The organism is Methanoregula boonei 6A8 (assembly GCF_000017625.1).
Classification (GTDB): Archaea; Halobacteriota; Methanomicrobia; order Methanomicrobiales; family Methanospirillaceae; genus Methanoregula; species Methanoregula boonei.
In genome coordinates, this window is the sequence record NC_009712.1 from 841,368 (window position 1) to 860,882 (window position 19,515).

Genomic DNA, 19,515 nt, shown 5'->3' on the forward strand with positions numbered 1-19,515 from the left:
CAGGTCATACACCATGGCAGATTATACAAAAATGTGGAAATCACTGGGCATCGATATAGAGAACCACAATGCCCTTCTTGCAGGCCTGGGACAGGCATATACGGACATCTTCCTCTCCCAGAAGAACCGGCCCGAAGGGATGAAGTACTTCGATTTTGTGATGAGCGAGGTCCACGGGCTCCGGATCAAGGAGATTGTGGATGCAAAGGCCGAGGGCCGGAAAGTTATCGGATCGTACTGCGTTTTTGTCCCGGAAGAACTCGTCCTTGCAGTCGACGGTGTTGCAATTGGCCTGTGCGCCGGTGCTGAACTGGGCTTTGAAGCGGCTGAGGCGCTGCTTCCCCGGAACACCTGCTCGCTTATCAAGTCCATGTTCGGGTTCAAGCTCGGGAAACTCTGCCCCTATGTGGAATCCTGCGATGTCATTGTGGGAGAGAATACCTGCGACGGCAAGAAAAAGGCGTACGAGATCTTCAGGCCGCTTGTTAAGGACCTCTACGTTATGGATCTCCCGCAGACAAAGAGCGAGACTGGCAGGATGGTACTCAAAGAGGAGTACCGTAAATTCATTGCAAAACTCGAAAAGGAGAGCGGGAAGAAGATCACCGTCCAGTCGCTCAGGAAAGGCATTGAGATTGTCAATGCAAAGCGCAAGGCAATGATCCGGCTTGCCGCAGTCCGTGCCGCCGATCCGGCCCCGATCTCGGGACTTGATGCCCTCCTTATCAACCAGGTCTTCTTCCACGATGACCCGGTCCGGTTTACCGACTCGGTCAACAAGCTCTGCGACGAGCTGGAACAGCGGGTAAAAGATCACAAGGGTGTCTTCCCCAAGGGAACAACCCGTGTTATTGTCTCGGGCTGCCCGATGGCTGTCCCGAACTGGAAGCTCCCGATGATCATTGAGACGAGTAATGCCGTTATTGTGGGCGAAGAGTCCTGCGTGGGAGAACGCGGTACCCGGTGGCTGACTGATATCAAGGGCAACACCGTAGAAGAACTGCTCGATGCCATTACCGACCGGTATTTCAATGTAGACTGTGCAGTATTCACACCCAATCCCTCACGGGTCAGCCATGTAAAAGATATGGTAAAGAAACTCCATGCTGACGGTGTCATCCACTACAGCCTCCAGTTCTGCCAGCCCTACATCATTGAGAGCGGCCCGGTAGAGAAGGAACTGGAAAAATCACACATCCCGACCCTGCGCCTGGAGACCGATTACAGCCAGGAAGATGCCGGCCAGCTCAAAACAAGGATTGAGGCTTTCAACGAACGCCTGAAGAAGAAATGAGATACGCGGGAATTGATATCGGATCAAGGACGGTAAAACTTGCCGTAATCGAAGACGGCAGGCTGGTCCTTTCCCGCAAGTCGGCAACCTCGCACAACCCTCTGGGGATCGCACACGAACTCATGGAGGGAGTGGACTATGACCGGCTCACTGCCACCGGATACGGCCGTCACCTGATCAAAGGGCATCTCGACTGCCCGGTGGTAAGCGAGATCACGGCGTTTGTCCGGGGTTCCCGCTTTTTTTCAAACGATTGCGAATCGATCCTTGATATCGGTGGCCAGGACACTAAGGCCATCTCCCTTGACAAAGACGGTAACCTGTGCAAGTTCGAGATGAACGACCGGTGTGCGGCCGGGACCGGCCGGTTCCTTGAGGTCATGGCGACCGTGCTTGGGTTTACCCTGGAAGAGTTCTCTCTTGCCGCCCTTTCCGCAAAAAGGGCAGAGAAGATCAACAGCATGTGCACGGTCTTTGCCGAGTCAGAGGTAGTATCCCTTGTTACCCAGGGTGCGGACCGAAACGAGGTTGCCCTTGGGATCCACAAGGCAATTATCAGCCGTGCTGCGGGGCTCTTGAAACGTGTTGCTCCCTCAGGAAAGATCTTTTTTGCCGGGGGCGTTGCATTAAACGGCTGTGCACGTTCACTCCTCGAACAGGAGACGGATAGACCGGTCTTTGTCCCACCCGATCCCCAGATTGTCGGGGCGGTTGGTGCGGCACTGGTCGCATCGGAAAACAGTTAATTCCCTTAAAGGATTGTGTAGTACGATGGAGACAGACCTTCATCCGTGCAGGGATCGTGTGGGAATATCCCCCGGGAAGCAACCCGATCCTGCAGGAATCCGGAAGATCGCAGAGGAGTACTACCGCTCCGGGCAGTTCTACTGCTCCGAGGCAATCGTAAAGACCTTCAATGAAGAGCTCGGGCTTGGCTACCCCGAAGAAATCATCCGTCTCGCTTCCGGTTTTCCTCTTGGGATCGGCGGCGCCGGCTGTTCCTGTGGCGCCGTGACCGGCGGGGTCATGGTAATTGGGATGGTCTTTGGCCGGACCAATCCCCGGGACCCCTGTGTTGAACGCTGTCTTTTGTTCTCCCGGGAGCTCCACGACCGGTTTGTGAACCGGCATGGGTGTGCCTGCTGCCGTTCGCTTATCCGGGGCATGATCCTGAAGTCTCCCGAACACATGCAGCAGTGTGTTGCCCTGACCGGTGAAGTTGCCGAGGAAACTGCGAGGATCATTATACGTGAAACGGGCATCCCCGCCGAAACAGTGAGGTACGGACACGATCACGATAGAGGAAATGGGGCATTATGAGAGCAGAAAAGATGAATTACTTTGATTCGGTGATCCCGAATGCATCGGCGGCGATAAAAAGCGTACGCGAACAGGGAAAGAAGTTCGTGGGGTTCTACTGTATTTTTGCCCCGCAGGAACTCATCGTTGCCGCAGATGCGGTACCGGTGACTCTTTGTTCCACCAAAGAAGAGCCCATTGCCGACGGCGAGAAATATCTCCCGCGGAATTTCTGCCCGCTCCTTAAATCCTCCTACGGGTTTGCCATCACCGGGAAATGTGCGTTTTTTAACAACGCGGAATTTATCATCGGCGAGACCACCTGCGATGGCAAGAAAAAGATGTTTGAGATGATGGGCGCCTTCAAACCGCTGGTTGTGCTCGAACTCCCGCAGAGTGCAAAAGGAGAGATCCAGCAACAGTACTGGCGCTCGGAAGTGGCCCGGTGCAAAGAGGAGATCGAAAAGCGCCTCCATGTCACCATCACAGACGAAAAGATGAGGGCTGCAATCAGCGACATGAACGAGCAGCGGGGCCTGATGCGGGAGCTCGCCCTCCTAAACACAGCGGTTCCCGCGCCTCTTGCCGCCACAGACATGCTCAAAGTGATGTGGGCCCGCAACTTCACCTTTGACCGCCCCACCTTCAATAAGCAATTAAAAAGTCTCATTGCCGAACTTAAGGGCATGGCCGCAAAAGGCGAAGGTCCTGCGCCAAAGACCGCAAAGCGGATCATCGTTACCGGTGTTCCCACGGGTGTCGGCTCCGAGAAGGTCATCCGGATTCTTGAGGAATCGGGCGCTGCAGTTGTGTATATCGAGAACTGTGCCGGCATGAAACAGTACCTGGACGATGTTTCCACACGCGGGTCGCCCCTCGAAGCAATTGCCGACAAGTACCTCGCCACTCCCTGCTCCTGCATGAGCCCGAACACCGGCCGGCTCGAACTTCTGGAAAAGCTCGTACCTGAGTACCATGCAGATGGCGTTGTGGATATCACCTGGACCGGCTGCCACACCTACAACGTCGAGTCCCGGATTCTCGGGGACTATCTTTCCCTTCACGGGAATGTCCCGTTCATCCAGATCGAGACCGATTATTCGCAGGGCGATATCGGGCAGATCAGGACCCGGATCGAGGCATTCCTCGAAATGATTGCAAAGAAATAACGCTCTTTTTTTTGGTCTTCCGGTTATCCCGTGCAGGGAAGTGACTTTGGAGGGGTCCCGAAAAAATGCTGATTCCCCGGTTTGCTTTGGCAGGGTTTGACTTCAGAGATCACAGCCGGCTGCACCGGATCGCAAAACGGCTTATGGGAGGGCACGTATCAGAAAAACAGGACCCTCTGGTGGTTTGCCACGATACCCGTGGGAGGGAAGAAGAGGAGCGTCCCCAGTTCAGAAGGTCCCACCGGGATCACGCCGGTCAACTTGGGGTTCTTACTCATATTCCGCGCCTGGAGCGAGGGGGTATAGGAAAAGAACTGCAGGTTTTCACTCCCCGAGGCTGCATCAACTGCCTCCTGCAGGTTGAAACAGTCCTTTTTGTTATTGCAGGAATGAACGCCTGACAGGGCATAGACGCCATCCTCTATGAAAATGACACGCGTCTGGATCTCCTTTTTGGTACATGCCAGGGCAAAGTTGAGTGCGCCGGTGGCATATTCCGATCCATACGGATGCCGGGTAACAAGGATATTGACCGGGGGGACTCTCCATTTCTCATCGAAACTCAGTCCCCGGCTTGATCGTCTCCTTTTTCATGGAGACTGAGGCACTGTTTTCGCCAAGGATGATATGGTTGCTGCGGAACTGGGCAGCGATCTCAGGCAAGGTGCGGATCCTGACCGGCCTGATCATACAGGCAGGCACAAGGCCCTCTTTCTCCCCTTCATGGGTGCAGTATCCCCGTGCAGCCGCACAGCGGGCGCTTGCCATAATCTGTCCGTGAAGGCCCCGTTTTCCGGCCCGCTCTTCCAGATCATCGAGGCCTTCCCCGACGTTTTCCGCATCCAGGGGGATTTGGCCCTGGTGCCCGACATGGATCCCGTCAAGATAGCAGTAGAGATCCCATGACGCATGGGTTTCGAGTGCCGCGCCCAGCCCCTGCATCAGTTTTTCTGAAGACTGATACATGTACGGGGAGGTCATGTGGAAAAAGCCGATGGTGCTTGGTATGGGCTGATCGTGCTGGCGGGCATCTTTCATCACATCTTTCCAGAACGAGGTTCTCCCGTTGAGCGCCAGGCTGTTGTGGGTGATCACCAGATCCGGGTTCTTCATCTTCAGGCGTTCCACGGTAATGCCACGGAGGGCGAGTTCCTCCTGATCGCAGACAATTTTTATCGAGGGCAGGGAAAAGAGACTCTCCCAGAGGCCGGCAGTTTCCGGGTTCTGGAGACTGTACAGGGCATCCCCGGTTAAATAAAAGGTGAAGGCAGCTTCCCGGTAATGAGTGGTATGGCGGAAGCTCTGCGGATTGAGTTTTAAGAAATAAAATTTCAGCAGTTCATCGATCCAGCCGATCCGCTCCTGACTGAGGCTGTCCCTTAAGAGAAAAAAATGTGCGGTCATGCGGATGAAGATAAAATTTCGTTAGCTGTCTACGACACACGAATCCACCGTGTGATATTCATCGGACGTTTCCTTTTACTGGTATACAATGATGTCCTGTTTGTAATGAACGTTTGTTGAGGGGGTATATGGTAATAACGTACTCTCTTTCCTACTTCACAATGTGAAATAAATGAAAGTGTTTCGACGCTCATCTTGCGACTTTTTTTGTAGCTTAACTCGTCTCTGAAAATCTTAAATTTTGTTGCGATACTGCATATCTTAAAGGTTTGTGAAAATTCTGAAAGTGCTAGTTTAAAAAAAAATAATACATTGTTAACTGTGAATTGATGGAAAGGGGAAAACACGAAGAAATTTCGGCCCTGATGTCGCAGAATTTATTTAGTTAAGTTTCGCATTTTATTAATTGAAGCAGAACTTCATTTAATGAACAAAAAATTTAATATAAGCATATAAAATATTTAATATGACTTCTGATGAGGAGAAATTAATCCTAACCTATTTTAGTGATAGACAAACTCAAATCGATGCTTATTATGATACACAAAATTCAAAAATTGCTCAAATTATGGCAATTAACGGAGTTTTATTTGGCATCGTTGCATTAGCTGCTCCTAGTTTAAGCGGAAAAAACATTATAGGAATCGGTCTTTTGGTAATCGGGACATTATCAATTCTTGCTAGCACGATTATAGCGATCATTGGATATAAATCGTTTAATTACAGTTTTGGAGTGCCAAAAACTGAAAATGAAATCTCCAATTTGGTTTTAGGACATGCATCAACGATTGAGGAGAGATTAGACGGGACCAGAGCATTAATTGTCAAGAGTTTAAGTCAAAATATAAAAGCAGTTGAAGATAAAATGTGGTATTTCAATATAGCTATCTACTCACAATATTTGGGGATATGGTTTCTAGCTGTAGGATTTTTACAGATATACCTTTGAGTTATTGATGAGTTCATGCCACAAACCGAGAATTTTCTTTCATTTTTGTCGCTATGACTTATTCTATATGATATAAGATATCACGTGGGAGTCGGCCAAAGCGATCCTGTCCCACACCACGACCGCCGCCCTTTTCGAGGCCGCACCGCTATCCCACTTTCGGCAGAATCGGGTGTGTGTTGTGTTTTGAGGTTCCCCCTCCAATGGGGGGAGGGGGGTTTCCCTGCACCTGCAACCGCCCGGATCTGGTACCCCCTTTTATAAAGGGGGTCTTTGAGCCGGACTTAGGCTTTATGGGGATCTGTTCTCCGACGGAGATTTTTTGGGCAGGATCCGGGTCCGGGTAGTTCCCGGGGAAAGGGTGCCAACCCATTTAACGATTTGCCTTTTAAATTGTTTTTTTGTCAAATGGGCCGTTTTAAACAAAAATTAACCGTGCAAATTAGCGGCGTTTTTTTCGAGGCCCACAAAGGGGACGATGAACTGGTCATCGGGAGGATTTTCGGCCAGAAGAACTCGTCTGTTGCCTGAAGATAACGGGCTTTTTTGGGGGGTAATATGAGGCCGGTTTTTTTTGGGAAAATACCCGGATCCGCTGACCGGGCCCTCCGGTAAGGCCGCGAGGGGCTCCCGGGTGAAGAGATTCCCCTGTTGATACCAAAAACCTTTGAAAAAAAAAGCGAGTCCTCCCCGCATCGGGGCCCCTCTCGGGGCCCCTCTCGGGGCACGGCGGGGAGAAATAAGTGTCCGGTTGTTCCCTATTTCTTATGATATCCGTCGCATGTCATTTTTTATTGACAATCCGTAATCTTAATTGAAAACAGTTGACCGCCTCAAAAAAACCCCGGAGTCCGGTTCGGATGCGGCTCGCCGCTCCCGACCTGCAAAGAAAAGAAACCGTTACGCGTTCGAATTGCTGTCCATCTGCTCGCGTACTTCATCGATATGGAGAACCATATCAAACGCCGGGCCGGTCAGGCAGTATCCCTGCCGGTCAAGGGCATAGACCGGGAACTTTACCAGTTCCGGGGGAACCGGCTGCGAGGTCAGTTTCTTGAAGTTGAGAAGATCCCGGATGTTAAGCCCTATCTTGTCGCAGATCTCCCTGAGATCAACAATCCATCGCCGCAGATCCCGGACATCCGCTCCGTCCCACTTGAAGATCTGGTAAATTTTCATGTAGGCATCCCGTTCAAGGATAATATGGGTAGAGGTCTTGTCGGATTTAAGATAAAAATCAAGGAACGTGCGCACATCTTTTATCACCTGTGCATTCTCGTACGCAACGGCCCGGCATTCCTTGACGGATTCACTGAGTTCCTCGGCCTCTTTTGTCTCACCCAGCTTTGCGATCTCATGGGACAGCTCTTTTAAGTTCTCCTCAACTTCCCTGAGTTCGTTTATCGTATCCTCGAACTTCTGGTTCAGCTCCACCCCAAAAAATGCCTCCATGTATTCGGAATGCTTCACCATGGTACATACTTCGCTTCGGGGTGTCATAAGTATTTGTTCCTTACCACTCGTGGTACATCCGTAACCTCTATCCATTGCAGCATCGAAGCACTAGTCAGCTATGTCTCAGTTGCACTCTCCGGTCAATCAGACGCTCTACTCCCGGGGTGGGATCATTACGGAAGGTGATCCCAATTTCTGTATTGTCCGCCTCCGCATGCCGGCCGGTATGATCACCCCGGCACAGATGCAGGGTCTGGGGGAAATTGCGAGCCGTTACGGGATAAACGATCTTCACTTCACGACACGCCAGACCGTGGAGTTGCCGCACGTGGACCCAAGCCGGCTTGAGGATCTTGTCCGGGACCTGGAACGAAACGGGACACCTCTTGGTGCGGAGCGGGAAGAGGTTGTCAACGTGACCGCGTGCCTGGGTACCCGGCACTGCAAATTCGGCATTATCGACAGTGTTGCTCTCGCGCAGGAGATCGACCGGAAATTTTTTGGCCGGGAACTTCCGGTCAAAGTCCGGATTGCCATTTCATCCTGCCCGAACGGTTGCGAAAGCGAGCGCCTCAATGAGATCGGCATTACCGGGACCCGGCGCCCGGTCCGGGATCCCGGACTCTGCACCGGCTGCGGGACCTGCACCCATTACTGCCGGGAAAAAGCCATCGAGGTAACCGACGGCGTCGTGGTTCTCCACAAGGATCTCTGCATGGAATGCGGGTTCTGCATCCTTCCCTGCCCGTTCAGGCTCATCTCTGCCGAGGATCCTGAGTACCGGATCACAATCGGGGGACGCAGGGGCCGGCATCCGAAAGTTGGCAGGCACCTCATCACGGTAAAGACGCAGGAAGATGTAATCCGGGTGGTTGACCGGATCATCTACTGGATCTACCGGCAGGCCTCAAGCGGCCAGATGCTCCCCGAACAGCTCGATGAACTTGAATTCGACGAATTCAAGAAGTCAATTGTAAAAATGATCGAAGGCTAGGACCTGGCGATCCGGTTCTTTTTTTTTGGAACGTGAGGCAACCTTTATCATTCCCCGTGCGGAGCTTCAGGCATTCACAACAGTAAAAAGTTGTGAACCGGAGGATGTGCATGAGTATTGTATGGGACAGACATTTCTCGAACGGTATCAGGGAATTGGGATATGATATTATGACCGAACGGCTGATTGTCGTGGTTCCCGGTGGCGAACGGAGGTATTATGCCCCGGTTTCCTATGCCCAGTATGCCGCGATCAGCGGGGCAATGTTCCCCGAGCGTATATACCGGGAGACAATCGAAGGAAAGATCCCCCGTATAGAAGTCGCAGGGTATGAGTGAGACCTGCAAACGGGACAAAGGGAAACTTTTTTTTAGATTTTTTTAATCCGACAAAAGATCCGGGCCAGCATCACCGGCAAGGAAAAACCCGGGAATCCTTCTCTGTGAACCGTTAAAAAAGAGTACAATTTTTTTGATTAGTAGCTGATCGTCCGCATGGCGTGAAGGGTGTCGACTTCCTTCTTGCGGTAGTAGGATTTCGGGTGTCCGCAGGATGGGCATTTCCAGTCCGCAGGGAGATCTGCAAAAGCAGTCCCCGGCTTGATTGGCTCTGCTGCCATGACTTTACCCTCATACTCTTCCATCCGGTCAGTGTTGACGAGGATGGTGTTATTGAATGCCTTGGTTTCTCCTATTGCCGGGTCGTAGATATGACCACACATTGTGCACACATACTTGTCCATCATAATAACCTCGTGCTCGTCCTGATTTCAGGTAGATATTCTATTGTCGTTTGCCCCTTATTAGAGTATTGAAATTATCAGGTGAATCCCTCTCCTCAAATTCCCTGATCCATCAGGTCAAACGAAGAGTTGTCCTGCCCGGGAACAGGATACGGGGCAAAATTTGCCGATATCTTTTTGTTTATCCGTTCTATTTTCAAAACTCTGCATACAAGCATCCGACACTTCCCGTTAAACTGTTCCGCTGGTCTCGTGCATTGGCGCTTTGCATGGGGCCGTGCAGAACCGTCTGGTGTTTGTCTCCCCGTGGTTTCTTGCAGAAGACCGCAATTCCTCCAACCATATCGACAAAAAAAGTAAAATCGATCAGGTGATTACGGTGAAGATTGGCATCATCCTTGGAACAAAGGATCCCGAAGTGGTATTTAACGCGTTCCGGCTGGGTACCCTTGCATTGAGGAACGGGCATCGTGTATGGATCTTCCTGGTAAACCACGGCGTGGAGATTGAGGATATCGAAACAACGGCATTCAATATCCGCGAACAGATTTTTCTTTTTACCAAAAAAGAAGGAGAGATTTACACCTGCGTGACCAGCATGAAGGCACATAACCGGAAAGAGACCGGGGTGTGCAAGCCCCACTCGCAGGATGATCTGCTGGCTCTGGTCACGTCATCAGAAAAAGTGCTCTCCTTTGGGTAAACTATACCCTCTCCTCTTTTGGCAGGGGGGCGGGTCATCCCCGGGCGTCTTCTTATTACGGGAAACACCTAATCATTATTTATGGGAGCAAAAGGGCGAAGGGGATCCCTGTCCCGCCGGCAAACCCTCTGTAAGATTTGGGGGGTGACAGCGGTTGCGAATCGTTAAATCGACCCAGTCCAAGGTATGTGTCGATGGTTCCCTGATGAAAGAGTTTGTCCTTGACGAACCGCTCACCCCGGATTTCCTCTCCTTTCTTGAGGTGTTTGGCACCGTAAAAAAATATGTTCACCTGAAGCGTCCTTACTTCTCCTTCGAGCAGGAATATTTTATCTCCATCAGGGGATTTGTCGGTGAGAGCTGCGTTGAAGTACGATACAAAAAAGGATTTTTCGATCTGACCTCGGATTATTTCCACCTGCTGCTCTTCTATTACGGTGAGGGCAACGCCGGTATCCCGAAGATGCAGGGTATCGAAGGATCGATCCGGGAAAAGATGAAGGTCCGGCTCCCCCGGGGATGAGATGGACAACCCGGACGTGGTTGTCCGGAAATGCAAGTGACAGTATCCTGTTTTATCCCGGATACCGGTATTTTCTGTAACGGGAAACTGCAAGTGCAGTATACTTCGCTCCTAAAAAAAACGCGGGCAACTACTGGCTGAACAATTGCCCCTTAAAAAAAACTCTCCAAAACCTTGTGTGGGATGTGGGGATACCATTTCCCCGCAAAAATATTGGTAAAAAAAATTAGTTTTTCGTGTAGAGATGACCGTAGACGGTCTCTCCCTTCTTCTTGGGGTGGCGCTCGCCAAGATCACCGATGTAATCGGTAAACTTTGCCTTGGTGCCGTCAACCTCGAGCTCGACTACGCCGACTGGCTTGTAGCCGGGCATCATGACGTTCATCGTGCCAAAGACGTAGATCTCGCCCTTGACCAGCTGGCCACCGACACGGCGGTTTGCATTGCCCTTGAGGATGATCTTGCCGCCCTCCATGTGGGTGCCAAGGTGGATATCCACGTCGCCCTCCACAATCAGCGTGCCGCCGGTCATCCAGCTGGCAACGTCGGAGCCTGCATTTCCTTTCACCCGCAGGACGCCGCCGCTCATGCCTCTCCAGTCCCCACGGTAGGCTGCACCGAGGTAGTTTCCGGCATTGCCGTTAATGGTGAATTCGCCGCCCTTCATTGCAAGCCCGCAGAATGAGTGGACGTCGCCGTTGACGGTGAGTTTCCCGCCCTTCATCCAGCTGCCGGTGTACATATCGCAGGACGAGTTGACGAGCATCTCACCGGCGGTCATCTTGGCGCCGATGTATTTCATCTTCGTGCAGTCGCCGTTGATAACAATCTTTGTTTCCGCCGCTGTTGCCCCGGTGCTGCCTGAAACAGTGAAATACTCTCCAACGGTAGACATCTCTTTACCCTGGTATACCGGCATATTTGCGATCTGTTCGGCAGTCTTACCGGCAAAGGCGTCCGGGTTAAAGTTTTCACATTCGAGATAGAGCTCCGGAGCTTTCTTTACGGTCAGTGTAATTGTTTCCATTCCTTGTCACCTCACTGAACTGCATCCACAGCGATGATGTGCTGGTGCGGTGCGTAGCTTTCGGGGACGGGATAGTTGCCCTCATTGAGGCTGTAATACTTGAGGAACTTCTCCCGTATGTCATGAATGACCTGCTTGTTCTCCGGGACCTTGACATCCACCCAGAACGTGTGCTTGTGGCCCATATCCACGACCTTGCCCTCCTCAACACAAATCTTGCCGTCCTTGAAGAAGTAGGCAACGTTTGCGAATGCCTTCTCGATCTCAGGGCCGGTTGAGGGGAACTTGTCCGGGTCGATGTTGTAGATCGCGATATCGGCGTTCATGCCGGGTGCAAGACCGCCGTAGTCCTTCCTGAGGCCAAGCGCCATTGCGGGACCGGCACGGGTCATCTGGGCAAGCTCGTAGAGCGAAAGCTCGCGGTCGATCTCTGCGATATAGGTCGCATCAATAACCTTGTCTGCAGTCTTGAACGAGTGCAGGAACTCGTCACGGACTTTCTTGCTCATGAGCCAGGAGTACACACGCGGGTAGCGGGTGAACGGGCCGGCGTTCGGGTGGTCGGTGGTGATATAGCAGCGCATCGGGTCCTTTGAAAAGAGTGCAAGCTCAAGGCCGATGGCCCACTGGATACAGTTGACCGTGACGTTCGGGCTGTAGATGTAAGGCACTACGCCGGCGCCGGTCTCGAGTTCGACATCCACGTTGAACCACTTGAGGTGGTTTAAGGCATGGAGGTGGTGCTCGAACGGACCATCGGCGGTCATGGTTGTAGTCTCGTCCATGGTGACGTTACCCGTATCCATGGTGAGGTTCTTGTTCTTGTTGAAGTAGTCCATGACCTCCTTTGACTTTGAACAGATGTTGGCGAAACTGTCTCCGCCATAGGAGTGGAACTGGAGATGGGTCGAGTGCAGGACCTGCTCGCGGCCAAAGTTATTCTTTGGCTTCATGCCCTCGGCAAGCTTGAGCGTGTCGAGCGTTACCGTGTAGTTGCCGGGGTTGCCGAGGTCATTCTGGTGGACATGCATCGAGTGCGGGAGACCCAGGTACTCGTTTGCCTTAATCAGGCCGGTCACGATCTCTGCCGGGGTGATATCGAAGTACGGCACCGGGTCGTGGATGGTCAGGCAGTTAAGCCCCCATGCCCATGCTTCCGTGCCGCCGGGGTTGACGCACTTGATACCGTAACCTTTGGTCTGCCGGAGGATCCAGGCAATGTACGCAGCCGCGTTCTCGATCTCCTGGTTTTTCAGGTATTCAAGGATGAACCAGTTGTTCCCGAAGACCGGGAGTGCTGCCTCATCGATGATGGGGGTGTCATGGATCTCTTCGTGGACATGGCGGGCGTACATCGGGGGCATTGCTGCCTCCATGACAAAGCCAAATCCCATCCGTGCGTATTCGTACCCGGTCTTAAAGACCGTCGGGATCGATTTGCCTCCCTCAATGCGGGTGATACCCGGTTTCTTGTGGGAGTCGAAATGTTTGTCTTCCGGGCGGTACCAGCGGCCGGCATTGACTTTGGGGCCGGCAACATGGGAGTGGATATCGAGCGCCCCTGCCATGACGGTCTTGCCCTTGGCATCGATGGTCTTTGCCGAGGATCCGACTTTTTCCACGATCTTGCCGTCTTTTACGGCAATATCCTTTTTATCGCCTTTGATCCCCTGGACCGGGTCAAAGACATGACCGTTCTTGATAATATACTCAGACATTTACGCCCCTCCCTTGGCCATGGCTTTGTCCGCATGCTGCTCGATCTTGGCTCCTTTGCTCGCCGCACTTTCGGCGGCAATGAGCTCATCGACGCGCTGGTTGATCCTGGTCAGGAGCTCAACGTCTGTCAGCATACCCTCTGGCGGATCAACCACTTTACGGGTTTCGATCGGGACATTGTCCATACGATAGGCACAACCCTCTACTTCGACGCCGACCATGGCGACCGGGATGTGGAGATCGGAGATCTCAGTCGTACAGTTAATGTGCGGATCCACGGTGACGGTGGGTTTCTTGGAACTGCTGATCATTGCATCCACCGGGAAGTGAGCGCCCGGATCGGTTGCGATATAGAAACAGGCCTCTACCTCGTTCCGGTTGAGAAGATCGACTGATGTCGTCTCGCCGGTCTGGTGGCGTGCCTGGTCCCTGCGTGAGAGATCAACTGCATACGGGAACCCGTACTGCCAGCCGAGAACCTGCCCGGAGCCGGTAACGTTCCAGTGGCCCCGCATTGCCATGATCGCGGCTTTCGTGAAGTCGTTTAAGTCACGGGTCAGGTTGATGGCGATATCGATGTTGTGGTTCCTTCCCATGGAGTGGGTGAGTCCCATGCCAAAGAAGATGATAATGAACCTGCCCTGCTTTAAGTCCCCGATTATTTCCTGGATCTTCTCTTTTGGGACCCCGCCTACCGTATCCGGTATCGTTTCGCCGCGGGCCGCAGCCCTGAATGCGTTCAAGAGCTCGTAATCGAATCCCTGCGCAACCTGGATGAACTCATCTGCACATTTTGCCGTGTCGGTATACCGGCAGTCAACGCAGTAGATCTTCCGGCCCTTGTGGCCCTTGACGGTGAAAAACCCGCGGGGGAAGATTGAGTACCTGGACATATGCCGGGGGTGGGCGTGTGCCGGGTTGCAGCCCCAGAAAATAACGCGGTCCGCACGGTTCTTGACCTCACCGAGGGTACAGCTTGGGACACCTACATCTTCGATGGCGATAAGGGACGATCCGTGGCAGACCGTTGCACAGTTGTCGACAATCGCTCCGGTTTTTTCTGCGATCTCATGACCAACGCTCATGGCCTGGCAGCTGGTGGATGCCCAGCCGTACATCAGGGTCTTTCGGGACTTCACGAGCATCTTTGCAGTCCAGTCGATAGCTTCATCGTACGAAACCTCCTTAAAGGTCCCGTCGGCCTGTCGCATCCGCGGGCGCTTGACCCGGCCCGGGAGGCGCTGGTGGTTGAACTTTTCAGCGCCGATAGCGCATGCATTCTTGACACCAAGGATTGTCTTGTTGTCATCGGATACCGTGATGACGATATCATCACACAGGGTTCCGCAGAACGGACAGATAACATCAGTAACTTCTTTTGGCATCGCTCAATCACTTCCTGATAAGTCCGCAGGCATCCTGCAGTACTTCGACTGCTCCCATGATCCGCTCGTTTGCTGCAATCTCTATATCCGCCGGGAATCCCTTGAAGCAGGGTTCTCCCGTGGAGAAGGTATATCCCGGGACAATCCGGTTTGCCCAGGGGCCCATGGGTATGTGGGCAAGGCCCGGCACAAGGTCCTCACGGGTCTCGACAGCCTTTAAAATAACGCTCCCGACCGAGCTTGTGACCTTGACATTCGTGTTCCTCCATGCACCCAGTCTCTTGAAATCCTCGGGGTGCATCTGGATGATCGTGCAGGCATCAAAGTACTTCTGGGAAGTCTTGCCTGCTTCCATGCCTACGCCCTGCTGGATCGTGCGGCATGTAATGATGTTGACCGTAATTTTCTTATTCGCCATTATTATCGCCTCAATCTGTAGCCGGCTTAACTTTTTACCGGTGCCGGGGTCCTTAGCTCAGTCCCGCAGAGCTGGATGACATCGTAGGGGCAGGCCTCCACACAGACACCACACCCTGCACACAGTTCTTTCTTGACATCGAGATGAACTGAAACGCCGTCCTGTACCTGGTAGATCTTCTCATTGGTAACAGGATCCAGCGTCCACAGTTCCAATGCATCCACCGGACATGCAGTAACACAGTTCCCGCATCCGGTGCACCGGCTCATGTTGACATGTACTGAAAACGCCATATGAAATCACACACAAACAATTCGTGGAAGCAAGTTCCTAATCCAGACGTTACCTTGAAACAGTAATTAAACATTGTTATGTTTACAGATGGTAGATCTAAATCTCTTAACCGATTTTTATTTTTTTTTTAAATGATTAACTCACGTCATAATTTTACTCTCGGTATTGACCTTCGGTGAAGACAGGTTCGGGTATTTTCTGATCCGGTTCCTTGAATTGTTTCAAAATATTTTTCCTGTAAAATATTTTGCACTCTTTGGGTTGTGCCCGCAAGGTCAAATGGCGACCAACGCGCGAATCGGGTTCAAAAAACAGGATTTGGGCGGATTGATCCCTTCGTAATATGCCGCAGGTTAACCAGATAAAATAGTTAAAAACAATATGTTGTTCCCACGGTATTGAGGATGCATCTCTCCGGCATTTCGCGGGAGAGCCGGTTTATGGCATCCCATCCGGTGCAGTGCATGGGTATGACGTAATCCGGATTGATCTCTTTTAAGGCTTCAACCGTTGGGACAATGACCGGTGCAAAGAGTGGCCCGGTCAGGTGGAACCCGCCCATTACCGCGTGTATATGACTGACTCCGGTCATTTTCTGTGCACACCGGATCGTATTGATAATTCCGGCATGGGCACAACCGCTGATCACAACCAGTCCTTTTCCTTTGACCTTGATCACGAGGCCCTGATCATCTGCTATCCGATCGGGGACCCACTGGTCTCCCATCCATGCTTCCATGCCGGGAAATCCTTTCTCGAAGGGTACCGTTCTTTCGATCTCACCGGTAACCAGCAGGTGGCCGGAAGCAAGAAGGGATGGCCCGGGACGGGCAAGGATATCCGCGCCAGCCTGTTTAAGGGTAATTGGATCGAGCCCGGGGAGCTCGATCGGCTCTTTTCCCGGGCTTTTGAGACGGCGGCGGAGGAATGCATCCGGGTGAAGGACAACCGGCACCTGGTGCCCTGCCCTCTGAAGCAGGGAAATAAGGCCCCCGATGTGATCGAAGTGCCCATGGCTGATCACCACCGCCTCAATCCCCTCAAGATTGATCTTCTGCTGCACGGCGTTATGGAGCATACAGCCGCGGGAAAGGCCGGTGTCGAGCAGGATTCTGTGTTCTTTCCCGTTTGCGTGTATCGTGAGGTAACAGGAAAGGCCATGCTCGGCGAGAAGCGGCCGGTCAAGTGCAAACGGGGGCCTTACGTCAACTGACTTTTGGGAAGGGACAAAGATGTCCGTGTAATTGTCAACCAATACGGTAATCTCTGCACGATCCGCCTCCAGGAGCCGGGGAATATCCTGTGTCATGATCATCTCTTTTTTTCCGGGATGGCACAATAGGTTTTCCCGGAAGATACCCCCTCCCCCGGCTCTAGAAGAAGAGGATCCTCTCGTGGCCGGTACCGTTCTCCGCCCGCCGGGGAAACAGGAGCGCGCTTAATTCCTCAAAGCCAATTTCCCGCACTGCGGCAAGTGTTCCGTTCTTTAAAACTCCCCGCATGTGAAGGGAAGGTGACAGGGTAAAGAACTGCAGGCCGGTATTTCCGGACAGATGCCGGATCAGCTCCGGCAGGGTAACGGCCTCATCTCCACCCGGTGCCCGGTGCTCCCCGGTGAGTGCATAGACTCCGTCTTCGAGAAAAATGACGCGGCTCCGGATCCCCTGGTGTGCACAGGCAACGGCAAACGCGATCCCTCCAAAGGCATATTCTGTGCTGTACGGGCTGTGGGTAACAAGGATAGTTACCGGAGCTGTGGCGGGGAAATTCTTCTCCGGTTGTTGCGCGGTGCCGATCCGGCTGTAACCGGCATTCTCTGAAAACAGGACCGGAATGTTTCCTGTTTTGTGGATCATCATTCCCGCATCCCGGATGTGGGCAGGTTTTATGAGAAAAGATGAACCTACTGTCCCAAGGCCATCGTCCCATGACTGGTATCCCCGGGCGGCGGCCGAGTACCGGTGAATCATAAGTGAACAGGGCAGCTGGTTTTCCGCTGCGAGTTTTGCCAGCTGTTCCAGGGACTCCCCGATATTCTCCCGGTCACCGGTAATCTGGCCGGTATGGCAGGAATGCGTGCCATCAAGGTAGCCGTACAGCCCGATACCGTATCCAAGAGTGAGTGCTGCCGAAAGACACTGGATTGCATCTCCCGCAGAAGGGAACATGTACGGCGATGAAAGCAGGAGCCATCCGATTTCGCGTGGGGAATTAGGGTGCCGGTCCGGCATCGCTGAGAGGATCTCACTCCAGAATGAAGTACTCCCCCCGGTTTTCCCGGCAGGAAGAGTAATTACCTGATCCGGAAACCGTTCCACCAGCGGATCAAGAGAAATACCCCGGTGGGCCAGTGCATCCCCATTGCATACGATCCTGACTCCGGGCATCGACAGCAGAGATGCCCAGATGTGCCGGGACTCGGCCTCATTGAGGCTGTAGAGTGCATCCCCGGTAAGAAAGATCGAGATACCCGGCACTCCCTGTTCGGAGGCAACCGGGGAGTCGGCGCTTTTTCTCGGTTGGGTATAATACTTAAGAGCCTGATCGATCCACGATAACCGCTCCTGCGTAAGCACCGTACTGAAAAGAAAAACATTTGCGGTCATCGGTGGATGGTTCCCGTATATGTATATCTGTCAGGGATATTGTCCCAATTTCCTTATAAATCCCGACCATCTTTGAGATGTAGGGACATTTGGACTCCTAAAAATAGACCGTCCCAAAAAAGGTGGCAACACAAGATCTGCTGCCGCTCTCAAAGACAAGGATATATTTCGTGAAGATCCCAAAACGGGCCGGCTGTTTTTAAGACAGATCCGGATGTAGATGCTGTTGCCGTATCCGTTTATTTTCTGAACCAGTCTTAGTCCCGTTACGCCCGGGTCATCAGTCCGCCGGAATTTCTTAAGAAAGTCCATGCGTATGTGCAGGATGGCAGCAGCGCACAGCCCGCCCGGGTGGGAACACTTATGGAAATCCGCCCTGGAATCAACAGGGTGCCAGGAGAGATCCCGCAGGCACTTTTCACTGAAGATCCGGGGAAAATACGCCCGTAAAACCGTCCGATTCTGTTCGCATAAAATAAAGCTCATATACCGGCTTATTTGGCAAAATAAGCCCAAATTGAGCCCCATATAATGCCCAATAGCGGCCCATAGAGGCCTTTTTTTGGCCTCTTTTTCCGGGATCCACGAAAAGCCCGTTTGAGCTGAGATCAGGGCAGGAAAGGGTCTTTATGAGGTTCGTTAAAATCGTCCGATTGCAAAAATAAGGCAGAATTGGGCTTATTTTGGAACGCGGGGAAACGGAGCCCGATACGGGCTCCGATGGGATCCAAAAAGGGTCATCCGGGCTCAATCCGGGCCCGGATCAGGGCAGGTCGTAATTGAGGTTCAAAAGGGGTGTATAGATAACCCGGTTTAAAAGGTGTCCCTCTCCCCGGGATAGTGAGGATTGCCCGGCAGCACTTATGACCAATCAACGCGAACGTAGTATCCCATGATTCTCGTGGACTGGCAGCTCCGTGACCGCATTGCCCGGGGTCATATACGGATCGATCCGTTCGATCCTGCCCTCGTGCAGCCCAATTCGATCGATATCCGGCTGGGGAACCATTTTGTCTGGTACGCGCCGGGCAAACAGGTTATCGACCCGTACGACAAAACGACCGTAACCTCTGGCGTGGAAGGAAAGCATGCGGATTTTTTTGATCTTCTGCCCGGGCAGTTTGTGCTTGCCGAGACGCTGGAATGCATCAGCCTTCCTGATAATATTGTTGCCACAATAGAAGGGAAATCAAGCATTGCACGGCTTGGGGTCACCCTCCACCAGACCGGTGGCTGGATCGATGCCGGTTTCCGGGGATCGATCACGCTTGAAATGGCCAACGTGAACGCACGGCCGGTCCGGGTGTACGCGGGCATGCCTATCGGCCAGCTCGTGTTCTACACCACCGAACGGGCCGAGAACCCGTACGACAAAAAAGCGGATGCCAAGTACCTTGACCAGCGCCAGGCAACACTTTCCAAGTACCACGAGAACAGGAAATAATGCAAGGGAAATGAAAAAATCCTCATCCCTGCCAGCGGGCAGGGGGCAATGAGGGTATATATCTTAAGAACTCATTTTATACGGATAACC

Annotated in this window: 20 protein-coding genes and 1 pseudogene; 10 read left to right on the forward strand and 11 right to left on the reverse strand. The window is 52.6% G+C overall.

Translation table 11 applies throughout. The features are described 5' to 3' along the window. Window positions 1-13: 13 nt before the first annotated feature. The 4 genes from MBOO_RS04530 to MBOO_RS04545 are packed head-to-tail and all read left to right on the forward strand — an operon-like array spanning window position 14 to window position 3,762. Entirely contained in the window at window positions 14-1,294 is a 1,281-nt protein-coding gene (locus MBOO_RS04530; protein WP_012106405.1) for a double-cubane-cluster-containing anaerobic reductase, read from the forward strand. Then, complete coding sequence (locus tag MBOO_RS04535; protein WP_012106406.1) at window positions 1,291-2,040, forward strand: acyl-CoA dehydratase activase; 750 nt, start codon at window positions 1,291-1,293, stop codon at window positions 2,038-2,040. The genes MBOO_RS04530 and MBOO_RS04535 overlap by 4 nt, the downstream gene beginning before the upstream one ends. A 25-nt stretch (window positions 2,041-2,065) precedes the next feature. Next, a complete protein-coding gene (locus MBOO_RS04540; protein WP_012106407.1) occupies window positions 2,066-2,614 on the forward strand; it encodes a C-GCAxxG-C-C family (seleno)protein in 549 nt (182 codons plus the stop codon). Beyond that, a complete protein-coding gene (locus tag MBOO_RS04545; protein WP_012106408.1) occupies window positions 2,611-3,762 on the forward strand; it encodes a double-cubane-cluster-containing anaerobic reductase in 1,152 nt (383 codons plus the stop codon). Before MBOO_RS04540 ends, MBOO_RS04545 begins: the two co-directional genes overlap by 4 nt. Before the next feature lie 158 nt (window positions 3,763-3,920). On the opposite strand, the gene MBOO_RS13370 is transcribed toward MBOO_RS04545, so the two are convergent. After that, a complete protein-coding gene (locus tag MBOO_RS13370) occupies window positions 3,921-4,328 on the reverse strand; it encodes a DsrE family protein (protein ID WP_083756176.1) in 408 nt (135 codons plus the stop codon). Then, a complete protein-coding gene (locus tag MBOO_RS04555) occupies window positions 4,315-5,166 on the reverse strand; it encodes a hypothetical protein (RefSeq protein ID WP_012106410.1) in 852 nt (283 codons plus the stop codon). The genes MBOO_RS13370 and MBOO_RS04555 overlap by 14 nt, the downstream gene beginning before the upstream one ends. A gap of 466 nt (window positions 5,167-5,632) precedes the next feature. Here MBOO_RS04555 and MBOO_RS04560 point away from each other — a divergent pair, with 466 nt between their 5' ends. Further along, complete coding sequence (locus MBOO_RS04560) at window positions 5,633-6,115, forward strand: hypothetical protein (RefSeq protein WP_048068290.1); 483 nt, start codon at window positions 5,633-5,635, stop codon at window positions 6,113-6,115. A gap of 900 nt (window positions 6,116-7,015) precedes the next feature. Here MBOO_RS04560 and MBOO_RS04575 read toward each other — a convergent pair. Beyond that, entirely contained in the window at window positions 7,016-7,588 is a 573-nt protein-coding gene (locus MBOO_RS04575; RefSeq protein WP_157677596.1) for a hypothetical protein, read from the reverse strand. A 100-nt stretch (window positions 7,589-7,688) separates the two neighbouring features. Between MBOO_RS04575 and MBOO_RS04580 the strand changes: the two genes are divergently transcribed. Together MBOO_RS04580 and MBOO_RS04585 are read left to right on the forward strand one after the other, a co-directional pair. Beyond that, complete coding sequence (locus MBOO_RS04580; RefSeq protein WP_012106412.1) at window positions 7,689-8,564, forward strand: 4Fe-4S binding protein; 876 nt, start codon at window positions 7,689-7,691, stop codon at window positions 8,562-8,564. Between the two features lie 110 nt (window positions 8,565-8,674). Then, entirely contained in the window at window positions 8,675-8,902 is a 228-nt protein-coding gene (locus MBOO_RS04585; protein ID WP_012106413.1) for a hypothetical protein, read from the forward strand. Window positions 8,903-9,132: 230 nt separating this feature from the next. Here MBOO_RS04585 and MBOO_RS04590 read toward each other — a convergent pair. Further along, window positions 9,133-9,309 (reverse strand): annotated as a pseudogene (locus MBOO_RS04590) (rubredoxin); the annotation flags it as partial. A gap of 274 nt (window positions 9,310-9,583) precedes the next feature. Between MBOO_RS04590 and MBOO_RS04595 the strand changes: the two are divergent. Together MBOO_RS04595 and MBOO_RS04600 are read left to right on the forward strand one after the other, a co-directional pair. Then, on the forward strand, window positions 9,584-10,009 hold the full coding sequence (locus tag MBOO_RS04595) for a hypothetical protein (RefSeq protein ID WP_052291893.1): 426 nt from the start codon (window positions 9,584-9,586) through the stop codon (window positions 10,007-10,009). A 154-nt stretch (window positions 10,010-10,163) separates the two neighbouring features. After that, window positions 10,164-10,532 carry a hypothetical protein gene (locus MBOO_RS04600; protein WP_012106416.1) on the forward strand — a complete coding sequence of 123 codons (369 nt, stop codon included), beginning with the start codon at window positions 10,164-10,166 and terminating at the stop codon, window positions 10,530-10,532. Between the two features lie 226 nt (window positions 10,533-10,758). Here the strand turns inward: MBOO_RS04600 and MBOO_RS04605 are convergent, their stop codons facing one another. From MBOO_RS04605 to MBOO_RS04635, 7 genes are all read right to left on the reverse strand, one after another. Then, window positions 10,759-11,559, reverse strand: a complete 801-nt coding sequence (locus tag MBOO_RS04605; RefSeq protein WP_012106417.1) for a formylmethanofuran dehydrogenase subunit C — start codon at window positions 11,557-11,559, stop codon at window positions 10,759-10,761. An 11-nt stretch (window positions 11,560-11,570) separates the two neighbouring features. After that, a complete protein-coding gene (locus MBOO_RS04610) occupies window positions 11,571-13,277 on the reverse strand; it encodes a formylmethanofuran dehydrogenase subunit A (protein WP_012106418.1) in 1,707 nt (568 codons plus the stop codon). Beyond that, window positions 13,278-14,663: a formylmethanofuran dehydrogenase subunit B gene (locus MBOO_RS04615; protein WP_012106419.1), complete on the reverse strand. Its 1,386-nt coding sequence runs from the start codon at window positions 14,661-14,663 to the stop codon at window positions 13,278-13,280. Window positions 14,664-14,670: 7 nt separating this feature from the next. Then, a complete protein-coding gene (locus MBOO_RS04620) occupies window positions 14,671-15,081 on the reverse strand; it encodes a molybdopterin dinucleotide binding domain-containing protein (RefSeq protein WP_012106420.1) in 411 nt (136 codons plus the stop codon). Window positions 15,082-15,107: 26 nt separating this feature from the next. Next, complete coding sequence (locus tag MBOO_RS04625) at window positions 15,108-15,374, reverse strand: 4Fe-4S binding protein (RefSeq protein WP_012106421.1); 267 nt, start codon at window positions 15,372-15,374, stop codon at window positions 15,108-15,110. Between the two features lie 371 nt (window positions 15,375-15,745). Next, on the reverse strand, window positions 15,746-16,684 hold the full coding sequence (locus MBOO_RS04630) for an MBL fold metallo-hydrolase (RefSeq protein WP_232385629.1): 939 nt from the start codon (window positions 16,682-16,684) through the stop codon (window positions 15,746-15,748). Between the two features lie 64 nt (window positions 16,685-16,748). After that, window positions 16,749-17,981, reverse strand: coding sequence for a DsrE family protein (locus MBOO_RS04635; RefSeq protein ID WP_012106423.1), 1,233 nt, complete (start codon window positions 17,979-17,981; stop codon window positions 16,749-16,751). Between the two features lie 892 nt (window positions 17,982-18,873). Here MBOO_RS04635 and dcd point away from each other — a divergent pair. Beyond that, entirely contained in the window at window positions 18,874-19,425 is a 552-nt protein-coding gene (gene dcd / locus MBOO_RS04640; protein WP_012106424.1) for a dCTP deaminase, read from the forward strand. Window positions 19,426-19,515: the final 90 nt, after the last annotated feature.

Coding starts and splice junctions, on each gene's coding strand:
- MBOO_RS04540 (WP_012106407.1), top strand. CDS start 2,066: ATGGAGACAGACCTTCATCCGTGCAGGGATCGTGTGGGAATATCCCCC.
- MBOO_RS04585 (WP_012106413.1), top strand. CDS start 8,675: ATGAGTATTGTATGGGACAGACATTTCTCGAACGGTATCAGGGAATTG.
- MBOO_RS04625 (WP_012106421.1), bottom strand. CDS start 15,374: ATGGCGTTTTCAGTACATGTCAACATGAGCCGGTGCACCGGATGCGGG.
- MBOO_RS04620 (WP_012106420.1), bottom strand. CDS start 15,081: ATGGCGAATAAGAAAATTACGGTCAACATCATTACATGCCGCACGATC.
- MBOO_RS04555 (WP_012106410.1), bottom strand. CDS start 5,166: ATGACCGCACATTTTTTTCTCTTAAGGGACAGCCTCAGTCAGGAGCGG.
- MBOO_RS04580 (WP_012106412.1), top strand. CDS start 7,689: ATGTCTCAGTTGCACTCTCCGGTCAATCAGACGCTCTACTCCCGGGGT.
- MBOO_RS04545 (WP_012106408.1), top strand. CDS start 2,611: ATGAGAGCAGAAAAGATGAATTACTTTGATTCGGTGATCCCGAATGCA.
- MBOO_RS04635 (WP_012106423.1), bottom strand. CDS start 17,981: ATGACCGCAAATGTTTTTCTTTTCAGTACGGTGCTTACGCAGGAGCGG.
- MBOO_RS04535 (WP_012106406.1), top strand. CDS start 1,291: ATGAGATACGCGGGAATTGATATCGGATCAAGGACGGTAAAACTTGCC.
- MBOO_RS04630 (WP_232385629.1), bottom strand. CDS start 16,684: ATGACACAGGATATTCCCCGGCTCCTGGAGGCGGATCGTGCAGAGATT.
- MBOO_RS04530 (WP_012106405.1), top strand. CDS start 14: ATGGCAGATTATACAAAAATGTGGAAATCACTGGGCATCGATATAGAG.
- MBOO_RS04575 (WP_157677596.1), bottom strand. CDS start 7,588: ATGGTGAAGCATTCCGAATACATGGAGGCATTTTTTGGGGTGGAGCTG.
- MBOO_RS04610 (WP_012106418.1), bottom strand. CDS start 13,277: ATGTCTGAGTATATTATCAAGAACGGTCATGTCTTTGACCCGGTCCAG.
- MBOO_RS04615 (WP_012106419.1), bottom strand. CDS start 14,663: ATGCCAAAAGAAGTTACTGATGTTATCTGTCCGTTCTGCGGAACCCTG.
- MBOO_RS04605 (WP_012106417.1), bottom strand. CDS start 11,559: ATGGAAACAATTACACTGACCGTAAAGAAAGCTCCGGAGCTCTATCTC.
- MBOO_RS04560 (WP_048068290.1), top strand. CDS start 5,633: ATGACTTCTGATGAGGAGAAATTAATCCTAACCTATTTTAGTGATAGA.
- dcd (WP_012106424.1), top strand. CDS start 18,874: ATGATTCTCGTGGACTGGCAGCTCCGTGACCGCATTGCCCGGGGTCAT.